The sequence below is a fragment of the Tychonema sp. LEGE 07196 genome (genome assembly GCF_963890365.1).
Classification (GTDB): Bacteria; Cyanobacteriota; Cyanobacteriia; order Cyanobacteriales; family Microcoleaceae; genus Microcoleus.
In genome coordinates, this window is sequence record NZ_CAWPRX010000037.1 from 1 (window position 1) to 20,607 (window position 20,607).

General features: G+C 47.5%; 7 protein-coding genes. All 7 read right to left on the bottom strand.

Translation table 11 applies throughout. From position 1 onward, the window contains the following. Positions 1–16,683 (bottom strand): putative Ig domain-containing protein (locus AACV78_RS05325; protein ID WP_339383474.1); only part of this gene is annotated, 16,683 nt, incomplete at its 3' end. A 744-nt stretch (positions 16,684–17,427) separates the two neighbouring features. Then, on the bottom strand, positions 17,428–17,610 hold the full coding sequence (locus AACV78_RS05330; protein WP_194074382.1) for a hypothetical protein: 183 nt from the start codon (positions 17,608–17,610) through the stop codon (positions 17,428–17,430). A 238-nt stretch (positions 17,611–17,848) separates the two neighbouring features. Then, positions 17,849–18,052: a hypothetical protein gene (locus tag AACV78_RS05335; protein ID WP_150111726.1), complete on the bottom strand. Its 204-nt coding sequence runs from the start codon at positions 18,050–18,052 to the stop codon at positions 17,849–17,851. A gap of 677 nt (positions 18,053–18,729) precedes the next feature. Next, the gene (locus AACV78_RS05340) at positions 18,730–18,855 is read right to left on the bottom strand and encodes a hypothetical protein (RefSeq protein ID WP_015211696.1); all 126 of its coding nucleotides are present in this window, start codon (positions 18,853–18,855) and stop codon (positions 18,730–18,732) included. Beyond that, a complete protein-coding gene (locus AACV78_RS05345) occupies positions 18,852–19,175 on the bottom strand; it encodes a hypothetical protein (RefSeq protein ID WP_228042608.1) in 324 nt (107 codons plus the stop codon). Before AACV78_RS05345 ends, AACV78_RS05340 begins: the two co-directional genes overlap by 4 nt. Before the next feature lie 109 nt (positions 19,176–19,284). Then, positions 19,285–19,422: a hypothetical protein gene (locus AACV78_RS05350; RefSeq protein ID WP_194074383.1), complete on the bottom strand. Its 138-nt coding sequence runs from the start codon at positions 19,420–19,422 to the stop codon at positions 19,285–19,287. Positions 19,423–19,608: 186 nt separating this feature from the next. Continuing rightward, positions 19,609–19,737, bottom strand: coding sequence for a hypothetical protein (locus tag AACV78_RS05355; protein ID WP_255513062.1), 129 nt, complete (start codon positions 19,735–19,737; stop codon positions 19,609–19,611). Positions 19,738–20,607: the final 870 nt, after the last annotated feature.

Below are 20,607 nucleotides of genomic sequence, written 5' to 3' on the forward strand. Positions count from 1 at the left end.
CACCTCAACCGAAACTCCAGCAGCATTTAACTCAGTGGTAATTACAGTCTCAGTCAGAACGTTATTATCCCCATCAAAAGTCCTATCAACCCTCTTACCTAACGGGTCAATCTCAGTTAAAACGTTCCCGCGACTGTCGTAAACATAAGTAGTTTCCTTGCCAAAAACATCCTTAACCTTCTGAATCGAATTATTCGGGTCATAAACCAACTCAACCGCCGAACCGTTGGCATCAACCATCTGCTTGAGGCGACCTTGTTCGTCGTATTCAGTCTTAACTCCACTGCGTCCCAACGAATCAATAACCTCAGTCAAAAAGTGCGGCCTGTCCTCATCTTCATAAACAAACCGAGTTGCATTATTCTCCCTATCCTTAACAGCAACCAAATCCCCCTTCGCATCGTATTCGTACTTAACCTTCTTCCCATCCGGGTCAACAACACCGACAATCCTCCCAGCAGCATCCCTCTCAAAAGTCACCGACTTACCAGTCGAACTTGCAATCCCCGCATCGCTAAAAGTCAGCTTATTCCCATTCGCATCAGTAGCAGTCAGCAAATCCCCAGACTTCGCATCAATCTCGTAAACCAACCCTTCCTTGGTAGTCAACACATAAACACTACCAAAAGCCGGATTTTCAGGATTGAAGGGCTGCCCGTTCACCCCGTAATACTCGCCGTACTCGTTCCTGACCAAATTCGCATCCTTAACCGTCAGAGTCACCGTCGAACCCTTCTGAGACTCAAACGCCGGCTTGTACATCGCAGCCCCCGGCCCAGCAGCCCCTAAATACTGATTCAAATGACTCGGAGTCGGCTTAAAAGTAAAGGTTTCCCGCTTACCTCCGGGTAGGGTGATGAATACCTTAGTCTTGCTATCAAATGCTACGGTATTGATGCCCAACTCCTCGTAAATCGGGTCAGCTTTCAAAGAAGTCTTCAAATCAGTATCCCGGAATTCCATCCGCCAGCCGTAGCCAAAATCATCGCTATTGTTGGCATTCAAAGAATCGTAAGTCCGAGTCACGTTAATCGGAATACCCGCAACTGGAACCGTCAAATCGGTAAAGGATAACCGGAAATTGCCCAACTTCAAATCGCCCGCAACATTCACCGTCCTTTCAGTAGTCGAACCGTTGCCGTTAGCGTCGAATGCAGTGAACTTGAGAACGTAAGCGCCGTTGGCCAAAACAGTCGGGTCAAATGTCGCAACCGTTCCGTTGCTGACAGCAGTCGTTCCGCGATAAACCTCCTTAAATCCTCCGCCATCGCCCGGAATTTGCCCGCCACCAACCGGGGCTACTTCCAATGTATAGTAAGCTAAATTGCTGTCACTAATCGTGCCGGTGATGTTGAAGGGCGCGGTGATTTCTGCATCATCTTCCAGGGCGATATTTATAACAGGCGCGTTGACATCGGTGGGGTCAATTGCTGCTACAGTTTGAGTGGCAGTTCCGGCATTTCCAGCACTATCTTTAGCTGTTGCAATTGCCGTGAAATTGCCTAAATTATTTACCTTGACAGATGCTTGACCTTGTGCATCCAAAACTACAGGAGTGCCGTTGATAGTCAAACCCAAAGATTCAACTTTCACGTTATCGACAGCATTGACGGTAAATGTGACCGAATCTCCGAGATTAGCTGTATTTTTGCTGGCAACAATATTGACTTTAGGTGCGGAAGTATCCGCGACAACACTTAAATTGTAAGAAACAGAAACAGTCTTGCCAAAAGTATCGGTGATAGCAACTTGCACCGGCCCCGTCGTACCGACATCAGTTGCTTGAGGCGTCCAACTAATGCGGCCGAATTCATCAACAGTCATTCCCGACGGCGACTGTATCAGAGAATAAGCAAGCAAATCCCCCTCAGCATCAGTCGCCCTTAAATCGTAACGATAGGTAGAACCAACAACCGCCGACTGAACAACAGGAACAGCAGGAACAATCGGTGTAGAATTTGCCCTTGCAGTTAATGTAAAACCTTGCGCCGCCCCCAAACCTCCAGCATCCGCAGCGCCTACAACTATTTGATGGTTTCCAGCAGTCGGGTTATCCCAAGTTAGCAATCCAGTTGCGGCATTAATTGCCATCCCCATCGGGGCTTTTAATAACTGATAAGTTAAACTGCCACCTTCCGGGTCAGTTGCTTGTACCGGATAGCTGTACTGAGAACCCAAAGATGCTGCAAATACAGGAGTTGAAACTACTGTTGGAGGCAGGTTGATTGCAGCAGTTCCCACAGACACCGCAAACTTCTGATTCCCTACCCCACCTTGGGTGTCAGTTGCTAAAACTTCAACAGTATGAGAACCTACAAAATTAGCACCAGGAGTCCACTCGATTAAACCCGTTCTGGCATCAATCTTCATACCCTCCGGTTTGGTTCCCAAACTGTAGCGCAGGGTATCGTTTTCTGGGTCAGTTCCAAATACTTGATATTTGTATGTTCCGTTGACTCCAGCAATCGTGACTGGAATGGATACAATCGCAGGCGGCGTATTAATTCCCGTTACTTTTAAGCTGAATTCTTGACCTGTATAGGAACCCAAACTATCAGTTACCCGGACGGCGACTGTATGTTCTCCTATTTGTTCGCTGGTTGGTTGCCAACTCAAACCCCCTGTTTTTGTGTCGATTACCATACCCTTGGGCGCACTGTCAAGACTCCAGAGCAAGTAATCTCCATCGGGGTCGGTTCCTGTTAGCTGGTAGCGGTAAACTTTTTCTAAGTTGGTAACGGTATCCGGTACTGAAGTAATGCTGGGAAGTCGGTTGGCGGTGGAATTCGATACGTTGACAGTCCAAGATTGGGTGTCGGTTCCACCTTGCCCGTCGCTAGCCGACACCGACACGGCGATGGGGCCGGTTTGGGCAGCAGTCGGAATCCAAGAAACCAAACCTTCTGAGTCAACGGTCATCCCAGCGGGTTTGGAAACTAATGTAAAGCTGATGGGGTTGCCGTCGGGGTCAGTTACAGCGAGTTTGTAGAAATAACCGCTGCCGGTGCGGGCTGAAGTGCGGGGGTCAGAAGTAATGTCCGGCGGGCGGTTGGGAATCGCCTCAATTACCCGCAGCGGCACTTCTAGCTTGGATTCGCCACCCTTTCCATCCGTGGCTTTAACTGTGAAAGAATTCGTTCCCAATTGTCCGGCTGTCGGCGTCCAAGTTACCAATCCGGTAGTTGGGTTGACTGTGATACCAGCAGGCGCGTTCGGTAACAGCGCGTAGGTAATAATGTCGCCGTCGGCATCCGCGGCTACTGCGCGATACTCGAATCGCTTACCGATTTGAGGTTGCAAGTCCGACGGCGGTATGGAGGCAAACAGCGGGGGATTGTTGGGCGGTATCAATTCTACTTCGACGTACTGCAAAGCTTGACCGCCTTTGCCGTCAGTGGCGCGCAAAACGACATTGAATTTCACCGTAGAAGGTGCCGAATCTCCCCGACCAAAAGCAATCAATCGATCGCGCGTTGCCCGCAATTCTTTATAATATTCTTCGACCTGGGCTGCTGTCGGAGTCCAAACTACAGTGCCGTTTTTCGGGTCAACGCTCATTCCTGGAGGGTTGAGAACTAAGCTGTAAGTCACTTCGTCGGCATCGGGGTCGGAGGCCAAAGCCCTGTAAACTAGGGGTTCCCCGGCTTTGAGCCCGAAGGGAGGCGCTACTGTCAGGAAGGTGGGGTCGGAATTCACAGGTTCTTGCGAATCTTTGTGGACGCCGAATAAATGAGTGAATGTTTGTCCCGCAGCCGTGACTGTATCTGTAAAAACTGAGGAACTGGGTGCAGTTTGTATGTAGTCGCTTGGCGCTACAGCCCGCACTTTGTAGGTACCGGGCACTAAGTTGTCAAAGGTAAACTGATAGTTTGTTTGACCCAAAATTGACTCGGAATCGTCCTTTTTGGTCAATTGCTTCGGTTCGTCTGGATCTAGCACTCCGTTGTTGTTAAGATCCAGATAGACTGGCACGTTTTCCATTAAGGGCTCGATGGTGTAGCGGGGGTCGAAACCGCCGAAAACGCTGCTTAACTGGTCTATATCGCTCAGTATTACTGCTTCTGGGTCGAGTTTTTTGATGGTATCCAGGGTTGAATATTGGCCGATACCGAAGGCTGTCAAGCCGATGCCTTTGGTTGTGAGGTCTGCCCTTACGGTCGCGGAGACTGTGGCATCGAGGGCGCCGTAGCCGTCGGACATGAAGATAATATTTTTGTCTCCCGGCATATAGGGGACTAATTGGTCGATAGCTTCTACGGCACGAGTAAAATCGTTGTGACCGTTGGGAATGGTGTAAGTGTCACTTGCCAGGATTTCCCGGATATCGGGGATGCCGTTGTTGTTTTTATCTGCCAGGGGCGTCGTGTAGGGCTGAACCCCAGGCGTTGCGGGGTCCATATCTTGAATTTGGGCGGTGTCTTTGTGGGGAATCAAGCCGATATTGACTCTATCGCCCAAACCTTGAGCTATTAATGTATCGATCAGAGTCAGGGTAGCGGCGACTTGAGCTTTGAGAACGTCATCAACCCCAGCAGGGCCGGCAAACGGGGCTGCGGTACTGCCAGAAACATCGATCGCCACTATAATAGCTGGATTGTTGCCCTTAACTAATTTAGAATCGCGGAAGCCGTTGCCGTTTAAGTCGTCAAATACGGCCCCTTGAATTTTACCCAAAGCGCCGTAAGCATCCACGGTAAACTTTTGCAAGCCCTTGCCGCCGCGCGGGTCTGCCACCTCCACGGTAAAGTCAGCTTTGCTCCCGGACGCCACATTTTCCGGGAACCACAGCAACTCTCCGCTATCGCCGTTAATCAATGCCCCCAGGGGACCGTCCACCAAGCGATATTTGAGTCGGTCGCCGTCGGGATCGAGCGCAGCCACCTGATAGCGGTAAATTTTATCGTCGAGTCCGAAGCGCGAAACCGGTTCGCTGACGATAACCGGATTGGCGTTAGTCGGGTCCGGCCACACCCGGATGCTGTATTCTTGAACGTCTTTGCCACCCTGTCCGTCGGAGGCTTCCAACTTCACGGGATACAAACCGGCCGTACCGGCATTGCTGCCCGCTTCTCCCGTCCCCGGAGTCACGACATCCGCAGCGGTTTTCTCGTAACGAAAAGCGCGGAATTGGTAATTGACCGGGGCGCTGGAAGTCCCGCCCTCTATTAACAGAGCGTACTCTCCTGTAGCTGGCAGTTCCACTTCCAAATCGTTGCCAAGCCAATTACTGCCGCCGTTTACCACCTTGTTGTCCGGGCCGATTAGCTTCCAGAGGTTTGAAGAATTGCCGACAATAGAATCGAAGAACAAGCGATCGCCCTGATTGCCCTCAAACTTGTAAAATTTACTCTGCTGTCCGTTTGTTAAAGCACCCGTTACTGGCAAGTTAAAGGGCATGGAAGCAGCAGAGGACAGTTCTAGGAGTTGGAACGAGTAGTTTTGATTGCTCGCTTGTTCCCCTTCTATTACCAGTTGGTACAAACCGTTTTGAGTCAGAGTGACTGGTGGGAAGTCAGTGGACTGGAAATTACCTCTGGTAAATACTGCTTCCCCTGTCGGGCTGTATAAAGTTGCAGAGACATTAGTTCCCACTATGCCGTTGAAAGCTACCCGCAGTCCTTCCACGCCATCAAAAGTATAAACTTTTGCCTCAGTCCCGGACAGCGTTCCCGATACGGGGCTGCCTATTTCTAAGTAGTTAGTTGTGGGACTTCTGAGACTGTTAGGCAACTCGGCGATGCGGAATTGGTAGCTACCATTTGAAGATGGGTAATAGCCGTATATTTGCAGAGTATATTCCCCTGAAAGCGGCAATACTTTGGGTAGGGTATTGTAGCGACTGTCTTGGTTGTCGAATACTTTGCTACCATCGGGGGCAATTAGGCTTGACCTGATTTCCCAGTTACTATTGTTGATGCTGTCTAAGAATATCTGTGTGCCGGCATTGGCGGTGAATTTGTAATTTTTAGGGTTGCCGGCTGTTAGCGTGCCGCTAATTGTAGAATTGAGTCCCGTGCTGGCAGTCGGTGCTGGCGTAATGTCGGTCGCCCTGAAACTATAGCTGACGGGTGAAGTGTTGTTTCCGGTAACGGCTAAAGTGTACAAACCCGCTGTCGGTAGCGCTACGAGAAAATCTGGCGAATTCCCTTGCGGGGTGGCTATTGCTTTGTTGTCAGGTCCGTAGAGCACCCAATTTCCATTGTTCCACGCAGCAGCATTTAAATCGAAGTTTAATACTTGACCCTGACTGCCGATAATTTGATACAAATCAACTTCCCCTATTTCAGCAGTGCCGGTATTGGGGGAAGTCAAATTCAGAGGGGAAGAAGAGGTCAAATCGCTCAATTTAAAACTGTAATTGCCTGTGGTATTGTTGCTGGCATCAATTACTAAGCGGTAAGTTCCGTTGGCAGTCAAAGCCTGTGGCAGCCAGTCACTATTTGTACTGCGGTTACTTATTGGATAGCCTGATGGGTCAACAACTAAGTTGCCAAAAGGATCGTAGAGTTGTACCGACAAGTTGCCGTTCCCAGTTATACCATCAAAAAACAGCTTTTCTCCAACCTTTCCTTCAAAACTATAGGTGTCTTTTTCACCTGCTTTATCGATACTTTGAGTAACTGTTTGTCCGAGAGTTAAAGGTACTGTTTTTAACTCAGGCATCACCACTGTTAATCCGTAATTATTAGGTCTATCCTGACCGGATAGAACTAATGCGTACTCGCCCGTTAACGGCAAAGCCAGTTCGTAATCAGTACCCAATCCTTGATAGGTCAGGCGTTTGCCGTAGGGGTCGTAAAGATAATAGTAATTGTAGGGATCTCCGGCTGTCAAATCGAAGTACAAATAGCTGCCTTCTGCACCTTGAAACTTGTAGACTTTAGCTTCGCGCTTGCTGCTGCCGAAATCGCCCGAAATAGGACTGTCTAAAGTCAATTGTTCGCCAGCCGCCAAATCGAGCAAGCGGAAACTGTAGGTGTCTCCCGCACTGTCAGCAGAGCCATCTACAATCAGCTTGTAATTGCCTTGTTTGGTAAGAATTACAGGTTCTCGATCGTATGAGGCATATTGACCGTTATACCACTCGCCGAAAACTGTTACTCCATCCGGATCTACCAACTTTAATGTCAGGTTTGCTGGGGAATTTTCCAAGCTGTCAAACCACAGTTTTTGACCGATCGTTCCTGGGAAAGTGTAGGTATCCTGTTCTCCAGCTTCGCTAATTGTACCGCTGGCAGTATCGCCGATTTGGTAAGGAGTAGTAATCAGGTCGGGCGTGACTATTTTGAGAGAATAATTATTGTTCGGTCTGTCATTTCCTGCAAAAATTAGAGTGTATTCACCCTCGTTAGGCAAAGCAGACAATTCATAGTCATAAGATAAACTTTGACCCAAAACTCTCTTGCCGTAAGAGTCGTAGAGGTAATAAGAATTATAATAATCGTTGTAGTCAGTGCGGTCACTGCGGTCAAAATAGAGAGGTTGACCTTTATTGCCAGTGAATTTGTAGGCATTGGCAGATTGTTTGCCAGTACCAAAATTACCCTCAATCGGTGAGTCTAATAAAGTAGTGTTTGCTTGAATTGAGTCGAGGAAGCGGAATTCATAAGCGCCTGTGCTGTCTCCAGAAGCGTCTACTTTTAGAGTGTAAGTTCCAGCTTCATCTAAAGTTAATAAATCTGTTAATTGGTGGTCGTAACCAGCATTTTGACTCCAAATATCTTTTTTGGTTGGGGAAGACAAGTAAGCAGTGATGTTGCTGGAAGCGAACAAACTGTCAAACCACAATTTTTGACCGGGACTCCCGGTGAAAGTATAGGTATCGTATTCTCCGGCTTCGCTTATTTCTCCCTTAATCGAATTGCCAATTGTGTGAGGAGGTTGAGTAACGATATCTGGCGTTACCACCCGCAGCTTGTAATTGTTGTCTGGTTGCTCGTTGCCACTGAAAACTAAAGTGTATTCGCCCGAACTTGGGAGTTTTACTAAATCAGAATCGCTGTAAATATATTGGAACAATAAGCGCTGACCGTCGGGAGCGTATAGGTAGTATGAGTTGTAAGAATTGCCCTCTGTGCGGTCAAAATAGACTGACTGACCCTCTGCTCCTGCGAATTTATACACGTGCGCTTCGCGCTTAGAAGTCCCGAAATTACCTTCAATATTCGCGTCTAAAGTTGTGGGATTTGCCGCAGCTAAGTCGAGAAAGCGGAAGCTGTAAGTTCCCGTGGCATCTGCATTACCATCTACTACAAAGCGGTAAGCACCGGTTTCATTCAAGACAGTCGGTTCGCGATCTGCCCCAACGCCTTGACTCCACAATTGTACTCCTGTGGGGCTATACAATGTACCGGTAATATTGCCCGCAGCAGCTAGGCTATCGAACCACAAATGCTGACCTTCGGTACCCGTAAAAGTATAAGTATTTTGCTGGCCGGCTTTGGTAATTTCCCCAGACTCCGTATTACCGATTGGCAAAGGCAATGTAACATCTGTTGGAGTAATTATCCGCAAACCGTAATTGTTATTAGTTTGGTTGTTACCAGTAAAAGCTAACAGGTACTCGCCGGAATTGGGTAGTTTTAGTTCGTAATCCCAGCCTCCGTATTGAGAAAAAAGCTGCTTGCCGTCGGGACTGTAGAGCTGGTAGTAATTGTACCAATCCCCGTCAGTGATGTCAAAATATAGGCGCTGGTTTTCTGAGCCTTGAAACTTGTATAGTACAGTTTCTAGTTTGCTCGTACCGAAATTGCCGAATATATTACTGTTATCTAAGTTCGGTAAAAATGTTGCGCCTGCGCTGTTGTCTAGCAGGCGGAAGCTGGCTGTAGTTGCTGAGGTATTATTTGATTGCAGCACCAAATAGTATTCGCCGTTAGCTTCTAAAGTCTGCAATGTAGTATCGCCTTGCAAATTAGTATTAGAAGCAATTTCCCGCCCGCTCGAATTTAACAGCCTTGCCGTGACGTTGGGATTGCTAGTATTTAAACCATCGAGCCAAACTTTTTGACCGGCTGCCCCTGTGAATTTGTATGCTTTAGTTTCGCGAGGATTTAAGGGGACATCGAGCGGGGCATTTAAGCCGAGTGTTGGCGATGCTTTGAGGTCAACCAATTGGAAGCTGTAATTGCCCGTGGTGGTGTCGCTGTAATAACCGTAGGCTTGTAGCTTGTAGGAACCTGTTTGCGTTAGTTGATAAGCACCGTAGTCGCTCTGGTTGTCTAGGTTGGTAAAAAACTCTGTGCCGTCTGGATTGTAAAGTCTAACTCGCTTTGTCCAGTCATTGCCCTGGCCGTCAAAATAAATTAGCGTTCCAGATGCGGCTGTGAAGGAGTAGTCATCCACTTCGCCCGGTACCGATAACGTACCGTCGTGCAACACTCCCAGTCCGCTATTGGGTGTTGACGGTGGTAGGGTGCTGTTGACAAGAACGTTATAGGGGACTGGGTTTACTGATGTATTCCGCAGGGCCAAGATGTAAGTGCCGTCAGTTGGCAACGTGCGAGTGAAGTCGCTGTTAAGGTTTGCCCAGCCGGCTCTGTTGTTCTCATAGTAGTAGTCAGGGTTCAGCAGGTTTTGAGGAGCGTACAGCACCCACTCCCCACCGGAATTCGGGTTCTGACTGTCGAAGACCAACCGCTGCCCTGCCGTACCGTCTACTTTGTACAGGACGGTTTCTTGGGCTGCCAGAGTGCCGTTGAAAGGGCTTGCCAACGGTAAGGAAAGTGCTGTGTCTTTGAGAAAAAAGCTGTAATCCCCAATAGTATTGGTATTGCCGTCAACGGTCACTTTGTAAGTACCCGGTTCGGTGAGGGTGAAGGGTTCCTTGTCCGAACCGGTGTTGCCGGTGAGAACCACTTTACCGTTGGGGTTCTCAATTTTAACGGTGATATTGCTGTTGCCGATGCGGGGGTCGAAGTATAGCGTTTGACCGACAGTACCCGTAAAGGTGTAGATATCTTGTTCGCCCAGCTTGCCGATGCTGTTGCTAACTAAGCTGTTCAACGCTATCGGGCTGGGGGAATCCGTCGTGGTAACTAGCTGAACTTTGTAGTTGACGGGCGTGCTGTTTTCTCCTCGCAACATCAGGTAGTAGTTGCCGTCTCCGGGTAGGACGTATTCAAAATCGCTTGCAAGTGCTACTTCACTGAGTTCATTATTGTTGGAGTTGTAGAGGTGCCAATTGGTGTTGGGGGAGTTTTCTTGGCTGTCGAAGTAAACGCGATCGCCTTTGGCTCCTGTAAATTGATAGAACTGTATCGCGCTCCCAGGATCTAGCGTGCCGGAGGTCGGGCTTGGGGCATCTTTTTGCAAGACTGGCGCGGCGTTGATATCTATCAGTCGGAAGCTGTAGCTGTCGGTCGATTCTCCCGAACCGTCAACGGTCAGCGAGTAGGTCCCGTTCTCCGGCAAAATGACAGGACTCCGCCAATATCCGTCCGCGTACAACAGAGAGTTGTAGCCGTCGATGACTTTGGTGCCGCTGGGGCTAACTAAAGTAGCCTTGTTGTTTGGCGTCTCCATCAGCGTATCGAGGAACACCCGCTGTCCTTTAGTACCAGTAAAGGTATAAACGTCCTGCTCGCCTTTTTCGCCGATGTTCCCCGACACTGGGAGGTTAAATGCCAGCGTCCCGGATTGCACGTCGGGAGTAATTACTTTGAACGAGTAATTAACCGGGTTTGTGCCGTTGTTGCCCTTAATTGCCAGGGTGTAAGTGCCTGTATTTGGCAGCACCACTTCCATGTCGGTGTTCTGGTAATTGTTACCGCCGGGAACTATGTTATTCCCAGCATCGTAGAGAGTCCAGTTTGTATTTACAGTTCCGCCTGGTGTATCCAAAAAGAGGCGCTGGTTTTTGAGGCCTGTAAACTGGTACAAATGCGTTTCTTGACCGGGGTCGAGGGTGGCGCTGATATTCGTATCTAAGGAGATGGGCGCTGAGGACTCCAAGTCCAAAATGCTAAAGCTGTAAGTACCCGTGTTTTCTCCGGCCGCGTCAATTTCTATGCGGTAAGTGCCGCTTTCTTTTAACGTAAATGGAGCTCCATCATCGCCGTACTCAAGATTGCGAATCGGCAGGTTGATGCCGCTGGGGCTGATAATTTTTACTGTGTCCAGCCAGTAGTAGTTCGGGATATCTTTTTTGTGGAACAGGCGATCGAAGTATATGCGCTGTCCCGGCTCTCCCGTGAAGGTGTAGAAATCTTTTTCCCCTTTTTCTTTGATTTCCCCATAAATGCTATTGGGTGTGGCGTTGCTACCTGGAATGATGGGTACTGTGATTTCGTCGGGTGTGATAATTTCAAAGGAATAATCGACGGTACTGGTAAAGCTGGACTTGCCTCGCAGGGCGAGTACATACTCGCCGTCGTTGGGCAAGTACAGTTCCATGTCGTTAAAGTAACCATCAGAGATGGCTATTTTGTTGTCTGCCGTATAGAGTACCCAATCGAGGTTGCCGGTATTATTTTTATCTTTATTGTCAAAGAAGAGTTTTTGACCTTTGCTGCCGGTAAAGCGATATATGTCGTCTTCGGAACCGGGGCTGAGGGTACCTTTGATGGTAGTATCAAAAGGCGCAGCGGGTACTAGACCCAGGTCGATAACGCTGAAGCCGTAACTGCCGGTGGCGTCGCCGTTGGTTGACGTTACGATGCGGTAATTGCCGGTTTCTGTCAGGTTGAGGATTTTGTTGCTGTCTAAGTTCGTTGATACAGTCTCGCCACTGGGACTGATGATGTCGAATTTCCAATTCCCAGCAGCACCGCTGTATTGCAGCGGGTCTATGTAAATGCGCTGTCCGGCCGTGCCGCTGAAGCTGAATTCGTCGCTTTCCCCTGGCAAGCTGATTTTACCCAGTACCGTATCTCCCAGCACGAGAACGGCCGGCGGCGTCCATTCTACAAGTCCCGTTTGGGGGTTAACTTTCATCCCTTCAGGGCCGAGAATCAGTTTGTAGCCGATTGTATCGCTGTCGGGGTCGCTGGCGTCACTGTCGTAGCGGTAGGGTGTATTTATCCAAGCATCCACCACGGGTGTCGAAGTAAAAATCGGCGGTCGATTTGGTGGCGGATTAATAGCTGAAAGCACATATTTTTGTTTGGCAACTCCACCTTTTCCATCTCCCACTTCCACCGTCACCGCGTGATTTCCAATATCTCCGGCAACCGTCGGCCAACTAATCTTCCCGGTTTGAGCATCTATCTCCATCCCCAACGGTTTTTCCAACAAGGAATAAGTCAGCGCATCCCCATCGGCATCAATAGCAATTGCAGTATAAACGTAACTTTTACCCACCAAAGCTTCCGTATTTGGTGTCGCCTTAAATTGTGGAACTTGATTTAACTGACTTAAAAATACTAAATCGTAACTAAACTGAACTCCTTGAGGATTGTAAAACTTTAACGTATCGGTTGATGTCAGTTCCCCCGGCTTTAAAATGCCGTCACCAACCAGTTTGCTAATGTCGTAATAAGGAATTCCTTCCGGCGTCATTCCGTCCGCATCCAACAGCCGCACCGTTGGGTCGCTAATATTGTTTATCCCTACCAACAACGTATCCCGCACCGGATACTGCCCCGCATTTTTTACGGCTAAATCGGCGTAAAGAATTTTGCTGTTTGAATTGAAGGAAGTCTGTTTGTATTCTGCTTCCAGCAGGCTCCCCACGTCCTGCAAGCGATTGAAATTGACTGGTACGTTAGGGGATACATCCTCGAAGGGCGATGCTGTTACAGGAGCTGTTGGAACCGCTAAAGGTTGAATGGCAATTGAGGTGATGCCAACTTGCGTTGCTGTATCGCTGTCGTTGTTGACCAACCGCACTTGCAGTGTAGCGGCGGTACCTGGAGTTATTTGCGATAAGTCTACACTGATATTAGAGCCGTTGAAAGTAACGCCCGGTGCCCGTTGGGGAGGCTGTCCCTCGGTGAAATTGAAGAAACTATTGAGCCCTGTTCCTACAGTGTGAACTAAAGAGCGACCGCTGGCATCGACTAAAGCTATTTCAAAAGCATCCTTGATGGAGTCGGAGTCAGAAGCGTCGAAGTTGAGACCGGCGATATTCACAGTCAGGGTTGACGGCACTGCTGGAATTGTAATGGGCCGTTCTAACTTTTCTGTGAAGGATGTTCCTTCAGCCAGCCATATAACGCCTGAGTCAGTAGCTTCGGTGCGGGTAAAAGTTCTGCTGGCGGTACTCTCGTTGCCGGCCTTGTCTGTGGCAGTAGCGGTGAAACTGTTGCTGCCAAGAGCTAATGTTACTCCTGCAAACTCAAAGCGTCCTGTAGAGTCAGCAGTAGTTATAGCTCCTGTTTCAGCTAGAATAACGGTACTTCCGGGGTCGGTTTGCCCGGTTAAGGTGACGGTGGAGTCTAGGGTTTGCCCGTCTCCAATGGGAGGAGTATCGAAAGCTGGGTTTAAGCCAAATGTTAGTTCTGGCGGTGTCGTGTCGAGGGTGAAGGGGAGTTCAAAGGTGCTGGTGTTGCCTTCCGAGTCGCTTGCAAGCAGGTATAGGGTGTATGTGCCGTCTGTTAAGGTGTTGCCGTTGACTGTGGAGAGTGTATTGGGGGTGAGTGCAAAGCTGCCGTCGGAGGTTAGCAAGTCTTTAAGTTCAATGCCGGTTGATTCTCTCGAAAAGCTGGCGCGGAAGCTGGCAATGTCGCTGGCATCAGTAATTGTTCCGCTGATGGCGGGGTTGTTGGTGATGCCGTCGGTACTGTTAGAACCGGTGTCGTTAACTAGCGCTGCTGCAATTGCGGGGGGCGCTGTGTCTGATGGCACTTGGCTGTTGGCGTATTCTATTAGCTGCTGTCCCAGCGGGGTGCTCCGCCATTCTCTGTCAGGGTTGATAACGGAATCCAGCAGCGGTGCGTTTCCTGTTGCCCCAAGCACTGTGAAGATTAGGTCATTGTAGTCGCCGTCAGAGTTAGCGGCTGACATATCTTCGAGGGCAAAAGTGTTCCCCGTACCTGTTACATCGGCGACCTGCAACACGTAAGATGTATCGTTGGGATTGGCTGTAGCGATACTGAATAAGGGGCGGTTTTCGGGGAACCAATTTCCCGAATATGAGGATTGGAGCGATGACTGTACTGTACCATTGGGGACTAACATGACGGCAAAGGTGTCGCCTGGTAGCATGGAGAAAGTTTTGATACCCTGATATTCGCCGCTGTCCCAGTCTCCGTCGAAGGGCATCGCACCGGTGAATTTGGCTCCTTCTATGCTGTCGCTAATTACAATGTGTCCGTTTGTGGAATTGCTTAAAACTCTACGGGATGCTTCGGCAATGAATTCTGGAGTTCCGGGTATAAATGCGGACATTCCCGCCAGGCTGAAAATGCCGAGTTCGCCTTCGTAGCCGCCGCCGTCAAATACATAGTCGAATCTGACTTTTCCTTGGTTATCTACAAGAAAAGTCCCGGGGATTGGTGAGTTGGCTGCTGATGTTATGGATAGATTTATCTGGGGATTGATATTGCTTTGGAAGTTGCCGGTACTCTGTGTGGAATAAGATTGAGTGTCTGCAATATTGTCTGAAAGTTGAGCAGATTTTTCGGTTGCTGACGCTAGCAAACCGCTGGTTATCTCTGCGGATTCCGGCGCAATTTCAGTATCAGAATCTGCAGGTAGAACAGCGACAGTTTCTATTGGATTTGAATTGCTATTATAAGTGTTTGAAGTCGGTTCGGGTGGGGATTTAAGAGTTGAGGGTGCAACGGTTGTTTCGACTTCGGCTTCAGTTATCTGTGTCGTAACTGCTGCTGTCTCTGATGGAGTTGAGAATAGTGCTGGTATTGAATTATTATCGGTTTGTATGTGTTGATTCGAGTTGGAAATTAGCGAGTCTGATTCGAGAGAATTAACAGTAATAGCTGGGGTTTGATCGGTTTCAAGTTTTGCTATGAAGGCAACAGTAATATCCAGTTTTATTGTACCAGCAGTGAATTCTGCGGGAGCTAGCGAATCTGTTTTTGTTGGGAATTGTTCGGTTTCTAATTCTGCTGTTATTTCAGCGACAGGGATATTATGTTCAACCGTATCATCCGCTTCGGGTACGGCAATAATTGACTCGTTTTTTGTGGGCAGTTGTTCGGTTTCAAGTTCTCCTGTTATTTGAGCGACAGGGATGTCCAGAACCACCGTACCAGAATTGATTTCTGCGGTAATAATCGACTTGTTTTTTGTTGGTAATTCTTCGGATGCGGTAGAAACATTGGAGTTGGTTTCTTTTGGTGATTGTTCGCCAACATTAGAGACAAGCGAGTCTGTTTTGGCTGGAGATTGTGACGCAAGTGGAGCGGTAATTGACTCTGTTTCTGCGGGGGGTTGAGAAATGCTTGCAGTTTCAGTTTGGTCGGTTTTTATTGATTCAGCCCCTACTGATTGATTGACAAGAGATTCTGTTTGAACTGGCTGTTTAAGTTCCGAAACTGAGTCAGTATTGTTCGGAGATTTTTCTGGGGTTTGAACTGCTGTCGCTGTCGTCACCGCTACATTTTCACTGGCTGCTGTTTTTGGTATTGCAGCAGGTTCGGTTTTTAATGGGTCAACTTTTTCTGAATCATTCTGTTTGTCAGTTAAAGCTTGACTGGCAGTTTGTACTGGGTTTGTGGAATCGGTTGAGTTGACTTCTGGGTTGATATTAGTGTCAGGTAAAACAGGGTTAGATAGGGCTGGAATTAATGGGGCTGTTGGGGGCTGTGTTGTCAGCGGTTCTTGAGAATTTGAACTGGGTTTTTCGGTCGGTATTGCATCGACTGTTGGGGATTTTTTGTCTGAGTCTATCAGGGTGCTAGCTTCGGCAAGTGGAAGCTGTTTTTCTGAGTTTTTTGTTTCGGAAGTTGAAGGAATTGGAGCTTTTTTATCGGAGTCTATTTTGTCGGAAACTTCGGCAGTACGAGATGGTTCGCCTGAGTTGGTTTTCTCCACAATTGTGGAGTTTTGAGATTGCTTGTCTGAGTCTATCTTGTCGTCAGCTTTGGCAACTGGGGACTGTTTGTCTGTAGAGGTTTTATCGGTTGAGGGTATGTTTGGGCTAGCCGCAATAGTTTCGGTTAAATTTGTTACTGCAATAGTTTCGGATTTTTCTGATGAAGTTGTACTGCGATCTGGTATTATGGTTGATGCAGTTGCAGGTGATGTTTTGTTGGGTTCTGATTCGCTTTTGAATGTAGCTTCTGACGATAAGGGTGTTTTTATATCTTCGGATTTTGAACTTGTTTCAGGGGTTGCGGGTAATGGTGTTTTGGGAGAAGCTTTTTCGCTCGTTGTGGATGTAGTTATAACGGGTGAGGTTATTGGATTCGGGTTGGTCAGGGAATCTCCTGAGTCTGAGTCGAATTTGCCAATTAGGGGGTCAATTTCAGAATTTGCTGCATCTCTGGGGTTGCTGTTAGTTCTGAGCTCGCTGATGGTAGCAGAAGGTATGCTGTGAATATCGGAGGCTTTGTTAGTAATAAAAGCATCGGTTTCGGCTCGACTGAATTCGGATTGTGGCGGCTTTGCGGTTTCTATTAAGTTAGGTTGTTCGGAGTTTTCAGAAGAGCCGGGAGTTTGATATAATAAGGTTTTGTGAGTCGGAATTCCCGGCAGTTGTGGGGCGAAAGTTGGGGCAAGTCCGGGAATTAAGGATTCCACTTCTATTAAAGGTTCTCCAATCGGGTCTGTTAAAGGCACTCGCTTGCACTCCTGATTTGAGGGTTAAATTATAGTTTTGGTAAGCTTGGATGCGTCACTTATCTTTTTGAGGAGATGCGAGTTGCAATTATGTTACCCGCTTTGGTCGAGTCGCCTGTTTGAATGGAGTTATAAGGCGAATACGTACTCCTTAAACGACTGTAGCCCGCCTTCGCTATTGTTACTCGCTTTCGCTATTTATTGAGTCCTAGACTCAATTTATTCAGTCTTAGGCTCAATTTATTCAGTCCTAGACTCAATTTATTGAGTCCTAAACTCAATTTATTCAGGACTCGATTCAACGGGTCAATTTTGACACTATTTGTAGTGGTAAGGCGGGGAGCGGCGCATCATACAAGTAGAGTCTATGCGTCCAGGACTATTATTATTGATTGTTTGCTTGATGTTCGAGTTCTCAAACTGCCTGTTGTAGGGTTGACAGTCAAGGTAGGGGTTGCAAAACTTGTATTTTTGCTACTTTTTTGGGGAAAAGGCAATCGGAACGGCTTTGTTAAAGTCATGGCTGCACCCTTGATTTTTAATTGATTTGGCGCGAGCGCCAAATCGAGCGAGGAATTTTTACTTGCACTTACTCGAATAACGGCAAGCGAATTGTTGCTAGCCCTTATTATCACTTAGGCTCGCTTATAAATATATAGTGTAAATACAGAATTTTCTAGTTGTTGCTGCTGCTGCGAGTCAGGAGATATTTCCGTATATTTACTGATAATTGTTAAACTTATGTCAAGTTTTGATGAAAATAACTGTTTTCATGCGAGAAAATGGTTGGTTCACGCAGGAAATACTTAAATTACGCAGGAAAATACTTAAATTAACTTTTCCACCGCCGCGTCGCGAGAGGAAGCGCCCGTTTCCTCTCGCGACGCGGGCACCGCTTGGTTCGTCATGCACCGCTTGGTTCGTCATCCGCCACTCGGACACCCGACTCGACGCAGGGCAAATCTGGCAGTGGTGGCGGTGTCAGCAACCTGACTCTCAACTAGAGCCAATTTTCTACCCGGGAGCTCGCTCGTTCAAAGAGAGGCATCCTGGGTTCGTGGAGAGTCCGCCCGCTCTGAATGCAGGCATTACCGAACGGCGCGAGCGCGATCTCTAGCTACAAACACTTTCCTCAGAGAGCGGTATTTGGGAAATTTGGCGATCGCTATTTTTGAGGAGCGATATCAGCGTACTCTCCTGGCAACTGATGGGGCGTTAACAGATGTTGAAGAGCAATGCAGTAATGCAGTTTGAACCGGGCAAATTCTGCCGCGCCGACAACCGCCACCACATCGGCTGTTGTGACAGTTGTCGGCGTCGATCGCCTCCACAAAAGTCGCCACAACAACTGCCTGAGCAATGTGAGCAATCGGCACAGTCTCAGAGCGGGTAAAAATCAAGCGCCTTGATACCTAAGATTCCCCATTCATAAGGGTGCATTATTTCTATTTCTGCACGTAAAAGTTAGGTTTGCGATCGCAAAAACATTGCTTGCTACCGTCCATCTCTGCTTTTTGTGCAAGCTTTCTACCTTGCATAAATTTGCATAAATTTGCATAAATTTGAGTTTTTATGAGTTTTTTGTTGCTAATTAAGCCAAAAACAGCGAACACTTCAATTTGCAGCTTGCACAAATTTATTCAAAAAAACTCAAATTTATGCAGAAAAACTCAAAAAAACTCACTTGAGAAAAGTGAATTTTGAGGGTTTTTTCCGTCCTGGTACGCTTAAGAATTATTTAAGATTTTTACAACAAACTCTGCAATTATGAATTGAAGCAATGGAAATTGCAATTGATTCAAAACAGGCTCAAGATTGATAATTTAATCTCAATCTCTCGCTGAGCCGAACTAATTGAATAGGTTGTTTCTCGCTGAGCCGAATTAATCGAATAGACTGTCTTGAGTAAGCCGAATTAATCGAATAGACTGTCTTGAGTAAGCCGAACTAATTGAATAGACTGTTAAGATTGCCTAAAATATTGCCCCCCAGTTATTCGCTATGCAGCTATTCGTATCAATCTTCGGAACAAGGGCGGTAGCCATTTTATAGCAAGAGTTGTAGTTCAGTTGGCTTGTGCGTGACCGTTGCTCTTGCAGCCATCCACCAAGCCTGTTGGTGTTCTATTACATTGGGTACGACTGTTTCCAGCATAGATATCTGCGGGTTCATACAGTGCAATACTTCGGACACTTTTTAATGGGCAACGGTAGAATGCGGGTTTTGGACTCCAAGTTCGCCGCGCTCGCCAACGGTATAATGAGGGTTTGGGCCGTTTCTCTAAAAACTGTCCAGGGTATTGACAGTGAGGAGCCTGTTTTAAGTTCGCCTTCTGCCAAACGTTGCTCCCGCACTCGACCTACTCTCAGTGCGTCAATCAAGCTAAGCAATGTGTAGAGTTCTGGATCGTTTTTAGCAGCTTGGGGGACTGAACGGTACAGAGGCGCGATCGCCTGCCCTCTGACGACACCAGCCAGGGTCAGGCCAGACATAAACCTCAGACGGTGAGGCAATTAGCTTGCTTTTCAACGGTTCAGCAGAATGCGCTGTTGGCAGTCCCCGACTTTAATTTAATGTTCGGCGCTCGTTGAAGGGCGTGAGCTATTTCGGGAGTACAGCGATCGCTTGTGTCTGAATTGCGGTTGTAGGAGCGATCGCACCATAAGTTTCATCCATTCGGCGGTTAATTTCTTTAGCAGTATAAATATATCGCTGAACATTGCTGTTGCTACTGCCCATACCCGCTTTTCGTATGTGCGCCTGTAGAAGTTTATGCTAATCCGCTTACAAGGACAAGCGCGATCGTATTGCATGGGAGTCAGTACCGATTGATGCAGTTGTTTTGCAGCCTGCATTAGTTTGAGCGCCAGAACGCACAAGCCTTGCTGTTTTAAAGCCAATTTGTGATCACAAAAACATTGCTTGCTATCGCTCATCTCTGCTTTTTTCCTTGGTTTCCCAGCTTGCATAAATTTGAGTTTTTGTGAGTTTTTGTGAGTTTTTTGCTGCAAATACTGCTTCGACTTCAGCTAATAGTTCAAGCTGAGCTTGCATAGTTTTACTCAGGAAAACTCACAAAAACTCAAATTTATGCAAAAAAAATCATGAAAAGCCAGTCTCAAGAAGTTAATTTTGAGGTTTTTTACCGTTCCGGTACGCTTAAGATTTATTTAATAATTTAACAGCAAGCTCTACACTCCAATTTTAGGCAAATGTAGCAGAGGCTCAAAAGTGGTAGCATTTATAGCAAGCTGTACTTTCACACTTGAGCAAGCAGAACTAATCGAATAGGCTGTTAAGATGGCCTAAAAGATTGCCGCCTCGGAACTCGGTTGAGTCAGCTATTGCATATTAATGTATCGGAACAATGGCGGTAGCGTTTTTCTCTTCTTGAATTGCAGTTCAGTTTGTTTGGCTTTATTGAATGCAGTGCTACCGCACTTTTGTACAAAAAAGCGAAGTGCCTCAATATTTTTTGGCTACCAGAATGCTAATAGCGTTACGAAGGCAAGCCAGTGAAATTTGTAGTCAAAGCAAATGCGGAGAAACTTGTTAAACTAGGCAATGAGAAGGCAGTGACAATTGCGTTCGCTTAACGCCACAGTTGTACTCGATTTCAGAGAGAGCGCGTGAGCCTCGCGCCTCTAAGTTTTAGGCCGTAACGATGCTACCCAAGTTGAATGGGGACAGTTGCGGCAATTGATGCCAGTGTTGCCAGAAAAGTCGCTACAACAGTATGAGCAATCGGCACAGTTGGATATCGGGTAAAATTAAGCCCTTTGTCACACTTGGTTAAGATCCATCAGTGGCATTGATTGGGACAGTGGGATATCGGGTAAAATTAAGCCCCTTGACACTCCATCTCTAGTTTTTAGGTGTTTGTGGCGATAGCTGCACGGCGATCGATTCAAAGCCAATTCTTTG